The sequence below is a fragment of the Paenibacillus sp. J22TS3 genome, from assembly GCF_018403205.1.
In the GTDB taxonomy this organism is placed as follows: domain Bacteria; phylum Bacillota; class Bacilli; order Paenibacillales; family Paenibacillaceae; genus Fontibacillus; species Fontibacillus tuaregi.
In genome coordinates this window covers 1176425-1193519 of the sequence record NZ_BOSF01000001.1, presented here as the reverse complement: position 1 = coordinate 1193519, position 17095 = coordinate 1176425, and the positions used below count along the sequence as shown (strand labels likewise).

13 protein-coding genes are annotated in these 17095 nt (G+C 50.8%); all 13 read left to right on the top strand.

What is annotated here, in order from left to right:
* The first annotated feature begins 157 nt into the window (after positions 1 to 157).
* Complete coding sequence (locus KJS63_RS05310; protein ID WP_213618218.1) at positions 158 to 2332, top strand: RelA/SpoT family protein; 2175 nt, start codon at positions 158 to 160, stop codon at positions 2330 to 2332.
* A 16-nt stretch (positions 2333 to 2348) separates the two neighbouring features.
* Complete coding sequence (dtd, locus tag KJS63_RS05305) at positions 2349 to 2795, top strand: D-aminoacyl-tRNA deacylase (RefSeq protein WP_213618217.1); 447 nt, start codon at positions 2349 to 2351, stop codon at positions 2793 to 2795.
* Positions 2796 to 3070: 275 nt separating this feature from the next.
* Positions 3071 to 3916, top strand: a complete 846-nt coding sequence (locus tag KJS63_RS05300) for a sugar phosphate isomerase/epimerase family protein (RefSeq protein ID WP_213618216.1) — start codon at positions 3071 to 3073, stop codon at positions 3914 to 3916.
* 36 nt (positions 3917 to 3952) lie between these two features.
* Positions 3953 to 5083 carry a Gfo/Idh/MocA family protein gene (locus tag KJS63_RS05295; protein ID WP_213618215.1) on the top strand — a complete coding sequence of 377 codons (1131 nt, stop codon included), beginning with the start codon at positions 3953 to 3955 and terminating at the stop codon, positions 5081 to 5083.
* 46 nt (positions 5084 to 5129) lie between these two features.
* Positions 5130 to 6344: an MFS transporter gene (locus tag KJS63_RS05290; protein WP_213618214.1), complete on the top strand. Its 1215-nt coding sequence runs from the start codon at positions 5130 to 5132 to the stop codon at positions 6342 to 6344.
* Between the two features lie 61 nt (positions 6345 to 6405).
* Entirely contained in the window at positions 6406 to 7533 is a 1128-nt protein-coding gene (locus tag KJS63_RS05285; protein ID WP_213618213.1) for an ROK family transcriptional regulator, read from the top strand.
* A 233-nt stretch (positions 7534 to 7766) separates the two neighbouring features.
* Positions 7767 to 8276: a type 1 glutamine amidotransferase domain-containing protein gene (locus KJS63_RS05280; protein ID WP_213618212.1), complete on the top strand. Its 510-nt coding sequence runs from the start codon at positions 7767 to 7769 to the stop codon at positions 8274 to 8276.
* A 44-nt stretch (positions 8277 to 8320) separates the two neighbouring features.
* A complete protein-coding gene (locus KJS63_RS05275) occupies positions 8321 to 8788 on the top strand; it encodes a hypothetical protein (protein ID WP_213618211.1) in 468 nt (155 codons plus the stop codon).
* A gap of 827 nt (positions 8789 to 9615) precedes the next feature.
* The gene (gene hisS, locus KJS63_RS05270) at positions 9616 to 10860 is read left to right on the top strand and encodes a histidine--tRNA ligase (RefSeq protein ID WP_213618210.1); all 1245 of its coding nucleotides are present in this window, start codon (positions 9616 to 9618) and stop codon (positions 10858 to 10860) included.
* A 631-nt stretch (positions 10861 to 11491) separates the two neighbouring features.
* Entirely contained in the window at positions 11492 to 13270 is a 1779-nt protein-coding gene (gene aspS / locus KJS63_RS05265; RefSeq protein ID WP_068615869.1) for an aspartate--tRNA ligase, read from the top strand.
* Between the two features lie 26 nt (positions 13271 to 13296).
* Positions 13297 to 14046 (top strand): tRNA threonylcarbamoyladenosine dehydratase, encoded by a 750-nt coding sequence (locus tag KJS63_RS05260; RefSeq protein WP_213618209.1) that lies wholly within the window; start codon positions 13297 to 13299, stop codon positions 14044 to 14046.
* Positions 14043 to 14702, top strand: a complete 660-nt coding sequence (locus KJS63_RS05255) for a YdeI/OmpD-associated family protein (protein WP_213618208.1) — start codon at positions 14043 to 14045, stop codon at positions 14700 to 14702. Before KJS63_RS05260 ends, KJS63_RS05255 begins: the two co-directional genes overlap by 4 nt.
* Before the next feature lie 134 nt (positions 14703 to 14836).
* Positions 14837 to 16981 carry a HelD family protein gene (locus KJS63_RS05250; protein ID WP_213618207.1) on the top strand — a complete coding sequence of 715 codons (2145 nt, stop codon included), beginning with the start codon at positions 14837 to 14839 and terminating at the stop codon, positions 16979 to 16981.
* Positions 16982 to 17095 lie beyond the last annotated feature (114 nt).

The following is a 17095-nucleotide window of genomic DNA, read 5'->3' as shown; positions in this document are numbered from 1 at the left end:
AAAAATCCCTTTATTCAAGCAAATTCCCTGTAAACCAAACGCGCCAAGAGTTGACGTGCTTCTCCCCAAGCGTCATAATTATAGAAAATAAAAATAGGGGTACTTCACCCTCAGGTGAGTAGGCCTTGTTACCAAGAAAGGACACGAAATAGATTCAATGGGCATTGAGCGATTACTTGAAAAGGCATCTGCCTATATCAAAGAACAGGATATCATTTGTATCAGGGAAGCCTATGATTTCGCTGAACAAGCCCATCACGGACAAGTGCGTAAATCCGGTGAACCTTATATCCTGCATCCGCTTGCGGTTGCAGAAATTGTTGTGGGCATGCAGATGGACTCCCTGTCTATTATTGCCGCCCTGCTCCATGATGTGGTTGAGGATACCACGGTATCCTTGAAGGAAATCAGGGAGAAGTTCGGCAATGATTGTGCTATGCTGGTTGACGGATTGACGAAGCTTGAGCGGATCAGATTTCAATCCAAGGAAGAGCAGCAGAACGAGAATTATCGTAAAATGTTCATTGCGATGGCACAGGATATCCGGGTCATCGTTATTAAGCTTGCGGACCGGCTGCACAATATGCGGACCCTTAAATATCAATCCGAGGAGAGCCAGCGCAGAATTGCGTATGAGACGCTGGAGATCTTTTGCCCAATTGCCCATAGGCTGGGTATCTCGGCGATCAAGTGGGAGATGGAGGATATTGCACTCAGATATCTAAACCCGCAGCAGTACTACCGGATTGCCAATCTGATGCATAAGAAGCGTGCGGAACGCGAGGAATATATTGAGAATGTTATTTCCAGAATCCGTGAGAAGCTTGAGGAGATGGGGATTTCCGCGGATCTGTCCGGGCGGCCGAAACACTTATATAGCGTGTATAAGAAAATGTCTACGAAGAACAAGCAGTTTAACGAAATTTATGATCTGCTGGCGATTCGAATCATTGTTGATAATATTAAAGATTGTTACGCGACTCTTGGAATTATTCATACGTTGTGGAAGCCGATGCCAGGCAGATTTAAAGATTACATTGCCATGCCTAAGGCCAACATGTACCAGTCGCTTCATACGACAGTGGTTGGTCCTACAGGCGAGCCAACAGAGGTCCAGATCCGGACCTATGAGATGCACCGCACTGCAGAGTACGGGATTGCGGCTCACTGGGCTTACAAGGAAGGTACGGAGGGAGCAGGACCTCAGAACAAGATGCCTTTCTTCCGGGAGATTCTGGAGCTGCAGCATGAAGCCAAGGATGCTTCGGAATTCGTAGAGTCGTTGAAGATGGATTTCTTCTCGGACCTGGTGTTTGTGTTCACCCCGCAGGGTGAGGTGATTGAGCTTCCGGCCGGATCGGTCCCGCTGGATTTCGCATACCGCATCCATACCGAAGTAGGTAACCGGACGATCGGGGCCAAGGTGAACAGCAGGATTGTCCCGCTTGATCATAAGCTGAAGACTGGGGATATTGTTGAGATTCTGACATCCAAGCATTCGTACGGACCAAGCCAGGACTGGCTGAAGATCGCCCAATCTTCCCATGCGCGAAGCAAGATCAAACAGTGGTTTAAGAAAGAGAAGCGGGAAGAGAACGTGGAGAAGGGCCGTGAAGCGATTGAGCGTGAGCTTAAGCGTGCCGGTCTGGAGCCGTCCCAGTTCATGTCGGATGACAAACTGATGGAAGCGGCTAAGAAGTTTGCTTTTAACGATATCGAGGACATGCTCTCCGCAGTTGGATTTGGAGGTCTTACCGCAGCCCAGGTATGCACGAAGGTCACCGAGAAGCTGCGCAAGGAGCAAGAAGAGGCGGGGATCATTCAGCTGACTTCCGAGGTGAAGGAAGTGAAGGCTCCATCGGCAGAGAAGAAGCGGCCGACCAATGGAGTTACCGTCAAGGGGATCGACAACCTGTTAGTACGGTTTGCCCGCTGCTGCAATCCGGTGCCTGGGGATGACATCGTCGGATATATTACACGCGGGCGCGGGGTATCGGTTCATCGCTCGGACTGTCCGAATATACCTTCAGCGGATGATGGGGAGGAAGCTGCACGGGTCATTGAGGTCGAGTGGGAGGAATCCATCGAAGCGAATTACAGCGTGGATATTGAAATTACCGGCCACAGCCGCAGAGGCCTGTTAAACGAGGTGCTGCAGGCTGTTTCAGAGAGTAAGACAAATATGTCCGCGGTGTCCGGGCGGTCGGACAAGAACAAGATGGATCTGATCCATATGACCATTCTGATCCGCAATACGGAGCACCTCCAATCCGTCGTGGATAAGATCAAGCGGATTAAGGACGTTTACACCGTTCATCGGATTATGCAATAAAGGGGCAGCTTGAACAATGAGAGTTGTATTACAGAGATGCAAGATGGCCAAGGTGACTGTGGCCGGGGAGACCGTCGGCTCGATTGGCCCGGGTCTGATGCTGCTGGTAGGCATCACACATGGGGACACGGAGAAGGATGCGGCCTATCTTGCCGATAAGATAGCCGGTCTCCGGATTTTTGAAGACGAAGCCGGCAAAATGAATCTGAGTGTTCAGGATATAGGAGGAGCGGTTCTGTCCGTATCCCAGTTCACACTGTACGGCGACTGCCGTAAGGGGAGACGTCCTAACTTCATGGCTGCCGCACGCCCGGAGGAAGCCACTCTTCTGTATAACCGGTTTAATGAGCTGCTTGCGGATACGGGCCTGCATGTGGAGACAGGCCAGTTCGGTGCCGACATGGATGTCGAGCTGACCAACTGGGGGCCGGTCACGATAATTTTGGAGAGTCCGTCCAGTTAGTATATAACCCCGATTTAGTGAAGCCTCGTGCTGCCATCCATGGGAGCAGGGGGCTTTTTCTTTTTGAGTGTATAAAACAGTTTAACAGAGCATATATGCTGGGAAGAGGGAGGATTAAATAATTATTTCGAGCATCAAAAAAATATTATGAAAGCGCTTGACATCGTATTGCACATGCAGCATATTAGATTTAGCTTAGCTTTCCCATTCATACCAAGCTTTTTTTTGATTAATTATTTTATCCATCGAAAGAATTAATTAATGGGAGGATCACTATGAAATTATCTGTAGGCGGCTATTCCTTTTACAATCTGTTCCAGGAGGGCAAAATGGACGTCTTCGGTTATCTCGAAACCGTAAAATACAGGTACCATCTTGATGCGGTGGATCTGTGGAATGCCCAGATTGCGCAGAGAACGAACTCGCTGCTCATCTTGGCGGATGAGAGCTATTTAGTTAAAGTACGTGAGGCTTTGGATGAGAAGGGGCTTAGACTGGTTAATCTGGCTGTGGACACAGCGCATTTGTGGGACCCGGACCCAGAGATTCGCGAGGCTCTGCGGCAGAATGCCCTCAAACATCTGCAAGCCGCTGTTATCCTGGGCGCTGAGACGGTCCGGATTGACACCGGAGGAAGCTACCGGGCAGCGGATGACAGCTATACGGATGAAGCGTTTGAATGGATTGTGAACGGGTACCGTGAATACTGTCAATTTGCAAGGGATTACGGCTTCCGGATTGGTCCGGAGAATCATATGGGAGCTTCCCTCGTCCCAGGTGAACTGGTTCGTATCGCCGAGGCGGTGAACGACCCTGCGTTTGGTGTACTGCTGCACATGGATCGGTGGTCGCGGGATCAAGAGACAGGAGACCAGCTTGTGGCGCCTTGGGCTTATCACATTCATTTTGACAACAAATCTGCGGCTAAAGAAGAAATCCTGAGTCACATCAAGGCCATTCGGGCGGGAGGGTATGACGGCTATTGGGCCGTTGAATATAACGCTCCAGAGAATCAGTATCTGGAGGTTGAATACCTGCTCTGTCAGGCGGCCAAACGCCTGAAGGAAGCAGAATCGGCAGCTGACAGGCTGGATTCGTATAACAGAACAGGTCAGAATTAGTTATTTGACTAAACTAGCCAGAGAGGACATGTATCTATGAGCGCACTTATTAAGATTGGAATCATTGGTGTAGGACAAATTGGAAAAATGCACATTGAGAAGTACCAGGCGGTATCCGGGGTTCAGATTATTGCAGTCTGTGATGTGAATGCGGATGAGGCGATGCGGGTCGCCAAGCAGTATAACATTCCCCACGTGTACAGCGACTATCGTGAACTGATAGCACGGGATGACCTGGATGCGGTGGATGTCTGCCTGCATAATAATTTTCATGAGCCTGTTACGGTATACGCGCTGGAGGCAGGCAAGCATGTATATTGCGAGAAACCGATCGCGGGTTCTTATGCGGATGGACGGAAGATGGTTGAAACAGCTGAACGGTCCGGCCAAAAGCTCCATATTCAGCTCGGGCAACTCTATACCGTCGAGACCAAGGCTGCGAAGCAGCTCATTGACAACGGCAAGCTTGGCAAGCTGTTTCATGCCCGTTCAACCGGGTTCCGCAGGCGGAACCGCCCCTTTGTTGATGGATATGGAACAGCAACCTTCACCCGCAAGGAAACAGCCGGCGGGGGCGCGCTGTTCGATATGGGTGTGTACCATATTTCCCAAATGCTCTATCTGCTTGGGAATCCCAAGGTCTCCCGGATTTCTGGCCAACTGTATCAGGAGGTGGCGATGAATGAGGAGCGCCGTAAGCTCAGCGCGTTTGATGTGGAGGAGTTCGGGGCAGGGTTTGTCAAATTCGAGAATGGGGTAACCCTTGATATTATTGAAACCTGGGCCGTTCACCTGGGAGGATTGGAGGGCAGCTCCATTGTTGGCTCCGAAGGCGGAATCCGGTTCACAGGTGGGGTATCCGATACCGAGCCGAATCGCTTCAGCTTCCATACAACTATTGCAGATATTGATATGGATTGCACCGTGAATCTTGACTTATATGATATACGGCAGCACCGGTTGGCCAAGTACCCGGAGGCTTACGATTCGTCACAGCACCATTGGATCGCTGCACTGCTTGATCAGGTTCCCCTGCTGCCTACCGCGGAGATCGCACTCAATACGATGCTGATCAGCGAAGGCATCTATTTGTCCAATGAACTGGGGCGTGAGGTGACTGCCGATGAAGTAAGGGAGCTGTCGGTGTCCAGGTCAGTTCATATCTGAATCTCACCATTTGAGGTGTCCGTAGGAAAGGAAGGTTGCAAAGTCCATGAGCGGTGACACCGTACATCAGGCTGGATTCGTTAAGCTGAAAACTTTTAACTTTTTAATGTATGGTGCGATTGGCATCTACTCCACTTTCTTTGCCCTTTATTTAAAGCATATTGGATTAACAACGATTGAGATCGGAGCACTTCTCTCGGGGGGACCCGTAGTTTCGTTAATCGCCAATCCGATTTGGGCTTACTGGTCGGACCGGCTCAATAATAATAGGCTGATCCTGATTATAGCTTCCATCGGGGCATTTGCTGTGATGCAGGGGATATTCCTGATTCAATCCGAATCCCTCATATATGGAGCCATGCTTGTGTTCTTCATATTTCAGAGTCCGCTGTTTATTCAGAGCAACAGCTTGATTCTAAGTGTAATTGCAGGCACAGGTTACAAATTCGGCTCCTTCCGGCAGTGGGGTTCACTTGGCTGGGCGGTAAGCGCCGCCGCGGCGGGACCGGTTATTGGGAAGATTGGTATCGGCCAATTGTGGATTATATTTGACGTAGTGATGATCCTGTCCATACTGTTCGCTTTTACGCTGCCCCGGGGAAGCGGGAGCCGTAAGCAGGATACCTTCTCTAATGCAGGCTATAGAAGGGTGTTCATGAACCCCCAGTTTCTGGCGCTGCTGCTGATTGGTATTCTTGTATCTGTGCCTAACATTATTAACCAGACATTTGTTGGTCTTCATATTAAGGATTTAGGCGGCTCTGATTCCGCTGTCGGGTGGTCGATCTTTGCCACCGCCATTCTGGAAGCTCCTGTATTCCTGCTGCTTGACCGGTATCTGAAAAATGACACGAAACCTATGGTGGTCTGGATGGCGGTTGTTAGTCTCCTGTATTCCGTCCGCTGGCTGCTGATGAGCCTGACCGACAGCCCGCTTGGAATTATTGCAATCCAGTTGATGCACTGTGTCACTTTTGGAGCGTATTATTACATCGGCACCCGCTTGACCACACGCCTGATTCCGCATGAGTATTTGTCAACCGGGCAGGCCGTGTATGGCTTGAGCTGGAGTGGAGCGTCCGGCATTATTGCCGGGACCTTGGGCGGCTGGATGTTCCAGGAACTAGGGACCAGAACCTTGTACCAGATCAGTGCAGGCGTAACTCTGCTTGGCATGGTGGCTTTTCTGGTGATGTTCAAGATGATAAAAACGCCGTCCTCTTCCGCATCGGCACAGGCTTTTTCTATATCCGAAGACTAAACAGCAGTGGTATACTGTATGGATTGAACTAGACTTGCTTACGAGGAGATATATCGAAACCATGGGCAAAATCGGAAATCAGCAAATGCTTCGCGAGATCAATAAATCCTTGCTGCTGCATCTTATATATCAGCATGGCCCTGTATCCCGGATTGAGTTATCCCGACAGACCAAGCTGAGCCCGTCAACCGTGTCGATTTTGGTAGAGGAGGCCCTCAGGGAAGGGATCATTTATGAGACGGGGACTTCCGGGTCTGGTGTAGGCCGGAGAGTAACCTTGCTTAATATAAAAGCAGACAGTGGTTATGTGCTTGGGCTGGACCTTGCCGGAGCCCAGTGTGTGCTGCTCAATATGCGTGGAGAGATTAAAGCCTCCCGTACAATACCGAGGTTGATTGGGGAGACTGCGATATGGCAGGAGCTCGTGGGCATCGTGGATGATTTTCTGGATAGCTGTCCAATCTCCAGGGATCAGCTGCGAAGAATCGGCGTATCGGTGCCCGGAAGGGTCGATGAGACCTCGCAGAAGGTCCTTCGTGCAATCCCGCTTCAGCTTGAGGAGATGAATCTGGGAGGTTTTCTCGAAATGACCTACCAAGTTCCGGTGAGCCTGTTTAATGATTTGGACGCGGCTGGATTTGCCGAGCGGTTTAATGGAGTGGCCCAGGGACTCAGCACCCTCGTCTATATTCTGATCGATTATGGGGTGGGTGCGGGTATTGTCATTAACGATAAAATTTACCGAGGCAGCTCGGGAGGAGCCGGACGAATACGTGTATTTTCTCCTTATTGCACGGAGAGGCTGGCGCTTCGGCTGCGGCAGGAGTACCCGGAGGTTTTCTCAGATCAGGGACTTACGTCCAAAGAAGTGCTTCACAAATTCATGGAGGACGGAATGCGGACAGAGGGACCTCTCCACAAGGAGCTTGGGGCTCTGGTTGATCATTTGTCCGCCTATTGTGGGGCAATACTGCAGTTTATTAATCCGGAGCAGCTAATCCTGAACGGATGGATTACCGAGAACCAGGCTTTCTTTGATAGGTTAACGGCAAAGATTCGGGAGCACGAGGCCAACGTATTTGAACGCCCTACTCCGATCAAACCGGCGAGCTGGAAGGAGCTTGGGGCCGCGGTAGGAGCCGCCACGCTAGGGCTACACCATATTTTCAAAATGAAAATGGTAGATTAATAATCTCCAGTTCACAAAGACTGCCGGACGAAATCCAAGTCCGGTGGTTTTTTGTTGTATGTATCGATGAATAAGGTATCCCTTAGGGTGGGTGAACGCCCCGTTATGAGCTGTGCTACCGATAGGACTATCAAATGAAGCTAAGCCGGGCAACCCGTCTGGCTCTGTTATAAATCCATGTCATCCGGGTAATAACAAGCGAAGGATAGTTACGGAAAGGAGACAGGAATACCATGAGTAAGGTTGCTTTTTTGCTGGCAAATCAATTTGAAGATTCCGAAATGCAGGTTCCTTATGACGAGATTAAGAAAGCCGGACATCAGGTTGAAGTTATAGGCTTGAAAGCGGGAGAGACGCTAAAGGGCAAGCAGGGAAAAGCCGAATACACCACAGATAAGGCGGTTTCTGAGGTTAAGGCCGAAGATTACGATGCGGTTGTGATTCCTGGAGGCTCATCGCCAGAGAACCTTCGCTTGGACAGGGGCGTTCTGGACTTCGTGAAGAAAGTCAATGAGGCAAAGAAACCGATTGCGGCGATCTGTCACGGTCCTCAAATTTTGATCAGTGCTGGCCTTGCCAAGGGACGGACCTTAACCTCCTATCCTCCTCTTCAGGATGATGTAGTCAATGCCGGGGCAAAATTTGAGGATAAGGAAGTTGTAGTGGATGACAACTTTATCTCATCGCGGACACCTAAGGATGAACCAGCTTTTGTCCGTGAGATTCTGAAGAAACTGGCTTAATAAGGGATACCTGAATCCAAATGTGGTAAAGGAGAGATTTTATTATGAGTAAACATATTCAAGCATACTTCGAAACGGAAAGCCAGGCAGAAGGGGCCAAAACAAGTTTGCTCTCTTTTGAAACGGAGCATTTGGAGACAGGTTCCCTTGAACATACCCTTTCGAGTGACAGAGATCTATTTGGACCGATTGTGGCCAATCCGGCGGGAGGAACTCCGGTCTTTGGAGGGGCCGCCTTTGGAACAAGCGGATTTACGGGCACTACAGGCCCTCAGACCGTTGTTCCTCTGGTTGCTATGGACCGTGATGCCAACAGCAGCTTGAACAACGACGAGGTTAACTTAGAGAGCGATGAGCATCAGCGTGACCGCCGTGAAGACGCGGAGGCTTCATCAAGTTATGATTATAATAAATTAAGGTATGTGCTCAGTGCTTCTGTCAAGGAGTCGGAAATTGATCAGATTGTGTCAAAACTCCGCTCCCAGGGAGCATATGTGGAAGTTCTGGACTAAACCAGCTGGAAGCCGTCCCCAAAGGGCGGCTTTTAACTTTATTTTATATAAATTGGACTATTGATTTACGGGGTAAGGCAGCCGGTATAAAATGTTCATCCGAGCACACGCTGCTCCCAGATTCCTTGAATTAAATATATAAGGTGGGTGTCCGGTCATAAAAGCGAACGCTTTTCTTTCGATCATGAACTGGATTTCAACCGCTTTCACTTCTGTAATATAAATGTAATATTAGTTTCATGGTTCTTTAACATAGCCTGTTTATAATAACAGCATGACCCCCTTTTAATATACCATTTTGGACCTGCAGCTTCGGCTGGCAGGTTTTTTTCTTGGGTTAATATCTTGACTTTGTCAGTGTGGTTACTTACAATGAAAAAAACTTGTATGTGGGACTAACAGTTCTATATCATGAACTTCAATGACGGGACAAAGTAATTCAGCTCCACACCCTCAGAGAGGAATTCCGATGCCACTTGCGGTGAATACTATACCGGAGATGGCCAGGCTGGAAGAATTCCGGTGATGACTGCATGAAAGACCTCCCAGAGAATCATCAGCGAACAGGTAACCATTCCGCAGTAGCTGATGGCGTAGGACGGGCGTTAACCGTATTAAAGCGGATGCCGGTTAAGGCAGAATCCTGGTAATAAGCAGTATTGCAGGGTTCTGACAGGCGTGTATCCGGAATGTGGGTGGCACCACGAGCGATTAGGATATCTTAGTCTCTCGTCCCTGTTGATACAACAGGGATGGGGGGCTTTTTTATTTATCAGGATCAGGAAGCTGATTCGTGATTTAAAGTTAATGAGGAGGGTGACTTGAGAATGGGCTTTCAGAAACCAACAGGAACCCAAGATCTGCTGCCGGGTGTTGTAGAACGGTGGCAGTTCATTGAAGAGAAGGCGAGAGATCTCTGCCGCCGGTTTAATTACCGGGAGATTCGCACGCCAATTTTTGAACAGACATCCTTGTTTGAGCGCGGGGTGGGTGAGACAACGGATATCGTTGAAAAAGAAATGTACACCTTCCTTGATAAAGGCGAGCGCAGCATGACCCTCCGCCCGGAAGGGACGGCCGGGGTGGTTCGCTCTTACGTCGAGAACAAGCTGTATGGCGAGCCTGATGTCAGCAAGCTCTATTATATCGGGCCTATGTTCCGGTATGAGCGTCCGCAGGCGGGACGCCAGCGTCAGTTCCATCAGTTCGGGATAGAGGCCATCGGTGCGATTGATCCGGCGATCGATGCCGAAGTGATTTCCCTCGGGTACGAGCTGTGCAAGGAGCTTGGTCTGCAGGGAGTGACCGTGGAAGTGAACTCTGTCGGCAACCCGCAGAGCCGGGCCGATTACCGCGAGAAGCTGCTTGCGTTCCTGACCCCGATGAAAGACAGCTTGTGCAAAGATTGCCAATCCAGAATGGAACGGAACCCGATGCGGGTGCTTGACTGCAAGGTCGACCAGGACAAATTTACCGGAGCCCCCTCTATTCTGGACAGTCTGGACGAAGAGAGCCGGACACATTTCGAACAGGTTAAGTCTTATCTCACGGATATGAATGTGGACTACACGATCAATCACAGGCTGGTACGCGGGTTGGATTATTACACGTTGACCGCTTTCGAATACAAGGCCCAGGGCATTGGAGCCATCGATACCGTTGGCGGCGGCGGACGCTACAACAAACTTGTTGCCGAAGTGGGCGGCCCTGACCAGCCGGGGGTAGGACTTGCAATCGGACTTGAGCGGATTCATCTGATTCTTGAAAATCAGAATATCGAGGTTCAAGGCTACCGGCCACTAGACGTATATCTGGTGGGATTGGGTGAAGCGGCCGACAAGGAAATTACGAAACAGCTGTTCAAGCTGCGTAAGGCTGGAATCTCGGCGGAGCGCGATTATCTCGGCCGCAAGATGAAGGCCCAGCTCAAATCCGCTGATCGCATGCAGGCACGCTATACGGCCATCCTCGGCGATGACGAACTGGCCCGTGGAGAAATCGCGGTTAAGCTGATGGAAACCGGCGAACAGCGCACTGTCAAGCTGGAAGACCTTGCCGCCGAGTTGAAGTAGCCCAACCAAGCACTGTACGACTGTAAAGCGAATCCCGTAAGGGAGAGCGCTCCGAGAACGAAGTAGCGTAACCGAGCGCCGCACAACTGTAAAGCGAATCCCGTAAGGGAGAGCGCTGCAAGCACGAAGTAGCGCAACCAAGCGCCGCACAACTGTAAAGCAAATCCCGTAAGGGAGAGCGCTGCAAGCACGAAGTAGCGCAACCGAGCGCCGCACAACTGTAAAGCAAATCCCGTAAGGGAGAGCGCTCCGAGCACGAAGTAGCGCAATCAAGCACCGCACAACTGTAAAGCAAATCCCGTTAGGGAGAGCGCTGCAAGCACGAAGTAGGCCACAATGCAGCCGCACTACCATAGAGCGGGTCCCGCAGGGACGGCAAGCGGCTTTTACGTCAACATAAAGCATCAAACTCTCTTAAGCAGCACCATCAGCAAATGGTTTTCCGTACCCAGGTACAACCAAAACCAAGCGGGTCCCAAAGGGACGACAAGCGAATCCAAGCATCCACCCGCCAAGAGCACGCCAACCCTTCTCATCCGCCAAAATTTCGGGTGTCCAGAGGGCGAAGCCCTTGGGGCCCTCCCTTCCAGGGAGGGTTTGGGAGGGTCACACCAACTAGGAGGAATAAACATTGAACAGAACACATCACTGCGGCGCGCTTAGCACCGCTAACATTGGAGAAACGGTAACACTGAACGGCTGGGTACAGACCCGCCGTGATCTAGGTGGGGTCCTCTTTATCGATCTAAGGGACCGCAGCGGAATCGTACAGGTAGTATTTAACCCTGCATACTCTGGAGAAGCTCTTCAGACTGCTGACAAGGTACGCAGTGAGTATGTAATTGCAGTTCAGGGGAAAGTGGTACAGCGTGATGCCGAGACGGTGAACCCGAACCTGCCTACCGGGGAGATCGAAGTTCAGATCACTGAGATTGAAGTGTTGAATGCAGCCAAGACCCCTCCTTTCTTCATCGAGGATGGAATTGAAGTGGATGAAAATCTTCGTCTGAAATACCGTTACCTGGACCTGCGCCGTCCGGAAATGCAAAAGACGCTGTGGCTCCGTTCCAAAGCGGCTAAAGTGTTCCGCGATTTCTTGGATAACGAGCAGTTCATCGAAGTAGAAACTCCAATCCTGACTAAGAGCTCCCCTGAAGGAGCCAGAGACTACTTGGTGCCAAGCCGTGTGCATGCTGGTGAGTTCTTCGCCCTGCCGCAATCCCCGCAGCTGTATAAGCAGCTTCTGATGGTGGGCGGTTTGGAACGCTACTACCAAATCGCACGCTGCTTCCGTGACGAAGACCTTCGTGCGGATCGTCAGCCTGAATTTACCCAGGTCGACATTGAGACTTCCTTCCTCAGTCAGGATGAGCTGCTGGGCATGATGGAGGAGTTGGTTGTGCGCCTGTTCAAAGAAACAGTTAATGTGGATATCCCAGCACCGTTCCAGCGTCTTAGCTATGCGGATGCCATGGACAAATACGGTTCGGACAAGCCCGATCTCCGTTTTGGCATGGAACTGATCCAAGTCAGCGATATTGTGGCATCCAGCGGGGTTAAGGTGTTTGCTTCCGTTATTGAAAAAGGCGGAGAGGTTAAAGTACTTAACGCAAAAGGCTGCGGAACCTGGAGCCGTAAAGAGATCGACGATCTGGGACCGTTCGCCGCGCGTTATGGTGCCAAAGGTCTTGCGTGGATTCAAGTCAAGGATGGCGAATTCAAGGGGCCAATCGTGAAGTTCTTTACCCCAGAAGAAATCGAGGCGGTTAAGGAACGCACCGGGGCAGAAGAGGGTGACCTGCTGCTGTTCTCCGCGGACACTAAGAAGGTTGTTGCGGATGTGCTTGGAAATCTTCGTCTGAAAATCGGCCGTCAGCTAGGGCTAATTGATGACAGTGTGTTCAAATTCGCATGGGTGGTTGACTTCCCGCTTCTCGGATGGGATGAGGATCAGAAGCGTTATGTGGCGGAGCACCATCCGTTCACTCGTCCACGTGAGGAAGATATTGCCCTGTTCGACACTGATCCGGGCCAAATCCGCGCTCAAGCGTATGACCTTGTACTTAACGGTTATGAAGTCGGCGGCGGCTCCATGCGGATATACAAGCGTGAAGTACAGGAGAAAATGTTTAAGGCACTGGGATTGCCGCCTGAAGAAGTTCAGGACAAATTCGGCTATCTGCTAGACGCTTTCGAATATGGTACTCCTCCTCATGGTGGTATGGCGTTTGGCTTCGACCGTGTGGTTATGCTGTTGGCAGGCCGTACGAACCTCCGTGAGACGATCGCATTCCCGAAAACGGCCAGTGCTACCGATCCGCTGATGAACGCTCCTGCAGAGGTCGACATCAATCAGTTGGAACAGCTTCATATCAAGGTTGCGAAGAAACCGGTTGAAGACAAAAAATAAAGTCCGCAAGTCAGGAGGGCCTTTACATGCTTAATCAATTTTCCCGGACCGAGCTGGCGATTGGTGCTGAAGGACTGGAAGTTCTCAAGAACAGCACAGTAGCGGTACTCGGCATCGGCGGGGTAGGTTCCATTGCTGTGGAGTCCCTCGCACGCGCAGGTGTCGGCCGGATTGTGCTGATTGATAAAGATGTAGTTGATATAACGAATGTGAACCGGCAAATTCATGCGCTGACCTCAACCGTAGGTCAAAGTAAAGTGGATCTGATGTGTGAGCGCGTGAAGCTCATCAATCCGGAGTGTGAGACAATTGCTTTGAACATGTTCTATACCGAAGAAACATATGAAGAGCTATTTAAGTATGATCTCAGTTATGTTCTGGATGCTTCGGATACGATTATTTACAAAGTTCATCTAATCAGGGAATGCCGTGAACGCGACATTCCGATTGTTTCAAGCATGGGTGCTGCCAACCGGATGGACCCGACCAAATTTCAGGTCGCAGACATATCCAAGACCCATATGGACCCTATGGCTAGGGTGGTCCGCAGCAAACTGCGTGAGATTGGGATCAAAAAAGGGGTTAAAGTTGTATTTTCCACCGAACCTCCGGTTAAGCCGCGCGAAGACGTGACCCAAAAGATCGTGCCCGAGAATGCGCCTGACCGCCGTAAGGCCAAGCAGCCGCCAGCGAGTATTTCCTTCGTGCCCCCGGTAGTTGGTTTGTTCATGGTGAGTGTTGCTGTCCGTGATCTGCTGGAGAGTGCAAAAGCATGAATGAGCAGCTTGCGCGGAAGCTCCGCCTCCCTGAATCGGGAGCGGTGCTGATTCTTAACCCGCCTGACCAGTATTTGCAGGAGCTGGGTCTTTCAAAGGAAGTGACCCGGGTTCAGGAAGAACCTGCTGTGTATGACTTCGTTCAGGTGTTTGTCAAATCCATTCAAGAAGTGGAGGAACTGGCTCCCACTGCGATACGGGGGGTCAAGGAAGATGGCCTTCTGTGGTTCTGCTATATGAAGGGCGGAGCGAAGGCGGGAACCGATCTGAATCGCGATAAAGGCTGGGATGTGGTAACGGGCTCTGGCTATGAGGGTGTGTCGCTTGTCTCTATTGATGAGCGGTGGTCTGCAATGCGCTACCGTCCGGCCCGGGAGAAGGATTCGGCTCCCCGCAGATCAGGGGCTGCGCGGCCGAAGACTGGACGTTCTGATAGCGGAACAGCTGCCCTGCCCGTCCCTGATGATCTCCAGCAGCGGCTCAATGAATCGCCGAAGGCAGCTGAATTTTTTGCAGCGCTCGCTCCGTCCCACCGGAAGGCTTATCTGCAGTGGATTGAGGAAGCCAAGCGGCCAGAAACGCGTGAAGCCAGAATAGTGAAGACCGTTGAGAAACTGGTACTTGGCCTTAAGAGGCCTTCTGACAAAGAAGCCTAAGCTTTGATAGAATGACCACAAATGGACCACACCGGATTTTTCCGGTGCGGTCTTTTTCTATTCGCTTTTTCACACAGAACAATGGTATACTTAAAATCCTTTTCATTAAATTTTATTCTTAGGAGGTAACTGAAATGGACGATTTTCAAAGTGCCTATCAAGAAGAGAAGGAGCGGCTGGACCGCACCTTGATCACGATAGACAAAGAGCTTGAGCGGCTGCGCGGCATTCCCGTGTATACGGGGCATGATTATACAGAGCAGGTGCTTGAGGCCGGAAGGGACACCCAGCGGAGGCAGCTTGCCCAATCTCTGCAGGAGCCTTATTTTGGCAGGCTTGATTTTGAAGAACGCGGCGGGGTAAGACATCCTCTTTATATTGGCAAAGTCGGAGTGGGAGGGGACAGCGCACAGCCGCTGGTTATCGATTGGCGGGCGCCTGTGGCAAGCTTGTTTTACTCCTTTACAGGGGGAGACTCGGCGTCCTACGAAGCTCCGGAAGGCCTGATCGAGGGTTTGGTCTATCTCAAGCGGAACGTAGTTATCCGCAAGCAGATTCTTGAGCGTGTGGTGGATACATATAACTCCGAAGCGGACGGACCGGCTGTCTCGGATGAGTTCCTTCTCTACCGTCTCGGGGAGAACAAGGATAACAAGCTGCGTGATATTGTTTCTACAATTCAAGCGGAGCAGGACCAGATCATTCGGGCTGGCAAGAACACCGCCTTGATCATTCAAGGGGTTGCAGGAAGCGGGAAGACTACGGTAGCTCTGCACCGTCTTGCATATCTGTTGTATCAATACAAGGAGCAGATATCCGCGGAGAAAATGGTCATTTTTGCGCCTAACCGCATGTTTATCAATTATATTTCGGAGGTGCTGCCTGAACTTGGTGTTGGGGATATCCAACAAAATACGTTCAGCGATTGGGCAGCTGCTGTGTTAAATCTTGATGAAGCGCCTGCAGACGGACCGGATGCATTAACCAGGTGGTTCGACCGTGAAGCTGGCAGCAGAACTCACGAAGAAGATGAGCTGCCGGGAAGGTTTAAAGGATCTCTGAAATTCCGCGATATGCTGGATGAATTTATACATGAGCTTGAACCGGCATGCCTCCCGGAAGAGGACTTCTGCCCATGGGACGGGAAGAAGCTGCCGCTCGCCACGATTAAGATGTGGTATGAAGAAGAATATAAACCCTATCCTCTTGCAAGACGTAAGGAAAGGGTACTGGCCCGGATTCACCGCTGGATGGAGATGGAGCTGAAGAAGGCGCCTTCGGCTGCAGCTTTGAAAGAACGTAAATCTATGGCATCCAAAAGGGAAAAGGCTTATGCCAAGAAGTGGCCGGAGCTTACCCCTATGACTCTGTATAAGGCGTTTCTAGGGGTTAAAAAGTTGTCAGGCCAGTTGGGGGAGAGTGCGGCTGCGGGGGGAATTCCTGAACATATTCTCAAAGAAACCCGGGCCTATCTTAAGAAAAATGAAATCCGCGAAGAGGATCTTCCTGCTCTACTGTACTTGTATTCTCTAGTTGACGAGATCGAGGGCAATCACCGATTTGACCATATCGTCATCGATGAGGCCCAGGATTTCTCTCCGTTCCAGATCGCGGTTCTCGACCGTTTCTGCAAAGGGCATTCCTTTACGATACTTGGGGACTTGTCCCAAGGCATCCATTACTACAAAGGGATTCGTTCTTGGGAAGAAATGCAGACGCTGTTCCAGCCTGACGAGACGGCTTACTTCGCCTTGACGCGAAGCTACAGGTCCACGATGGAAATTATTACGTTCGCTAATGAAATTTTAAGACAAGGTGTAGGAACGGATCTCATGGCTGTACCGGTATTCCGCAGTGCAGACCCGGTAAGGGTCATTTCTGCACGAGGTCAAGAGCGTCTCGAAGTTATAGCGAAAGCGCTCGGCCACATCCAAGCCGGACCCTACCGGACAGCAGCACTGCTCACCCGGACTTTAAGTGAGGCTCAGGAGCTTTATGAGGATCTGGCAGGGAAGGACTATGAGATCAATCTGATCGATGGCCGCAAGAGTGAATACGAGGGCGGATTTTCGGTGCTCCCCGTTTATCTCTCTAAAGGGTTAGAGTTTGACGCCGTTATTGTGGTGGATGCGGATGCGAAGCATTACGGGGATATGGATGCCAAGCTCCTGTACGTGGGCTGTACACGGGCGCTGCATGAGCTGTGGCTGCTTCATGACGGGGAGCTTCCGGCCTATGTAACGAATGACCCGGAGCTGGCTGAAACGGTGTGGCCTTAAGCTGGCGAGACCCAGCACGCGGTGTGGCTTTGCATGACAGCTGTCAACTGAATTGAAACTCTATAGTTAACGGCCGACGATGGTTGACAAATATCCCGAAGACTATCCGGGCAT

Excerpts from the sequence above, each read along its gene's own strand:
- KJS63_RS05290 (WP_213618214.1), top strand. The coding sequence starts at position 5,130 with ATGAGCGGTGACACCGTACATCAGGCTGGATTCGTTAAGCTGAAAACT.
- dtd (WP_213618217.1), top strand. The coding sequence starts at position 2,349 with ATGAGAGTTGTATTACAGAGATGCAAGATGGCCAAGGTGACTGTGGCC.
- KJS63_RS05310 (WP_213618218.1), top strand. The coding sequence starts at position 158 with ATGGGCATTGAGCGATTACTTGAAAAGGCATCTGCCTATATCAAAGAA.
- KJS63_RS05280 (WP_213618212.1), top strand. The coding sequence starts at position 7,767 with ATGAGTAAGGTTGCTTTTTTGCTGGCAAATCAATTTGAAGATTCCGAA.
- KJS63_RS05295 (WP_213618215.1), top strand. The coding sequence starts at position 3,953 with ATGAGCGCACTTATTAAGATTGGAATCATTGGTGTAGGACAAATTGGA.
- KJS63_RS05260 (WP_213618209.1), top strand. The coding sequence starts at position 13,297 with ATGCTTAATCAATTTTCCCGGACCGAGCTGGCGATTGGTGCTGAAGGA.
- hisS (WP_213618210.1), top strand. The coding sequence starts at position 9,616 with ATGGGCTTTCAGAAACCAACAGGAACCCAAGATCTGCTGCCGGGTGTT.
- KJS63_RS05250 (WP_213618207.1), top strand. The coding sequence starts at position 14,837 with ATGGACGATTTTCAAAGTGCCTATCAAGAAGAGAAGGAGCGGCTGGAC.
- KJS63_RS05285 (WP_213618213.1), top strand. The coding sequence starts at position 6,406 with ATGGGCAAAATCGGAAATCAGCAAATGCTTCGCGAGATCAATAAATCC.
- KJS63_RS05275 (WP_213618211.1), top strand. The coding sequence starts at position 8,321 with ATGAGTAAACATATTCAAGCATACTTCGAAACGGAAAGCCAGGCAGAA.
- KJS63_RS05255 (WP_213618208.1), top strand. The coding sequence starts at position 14,043 with ATGAATGAGCAGCTTGCGCGGAAGCTCCGCCTCCCTGAATCGGGAGCG.
- KJS63_RS05300 (WP_213618216.1), top strand. The coding sequence starts at position 3,071 with ATGAAATTATCTGTAGGCGGCTATTCCTTTTACAATCTGTTCCAGGAG.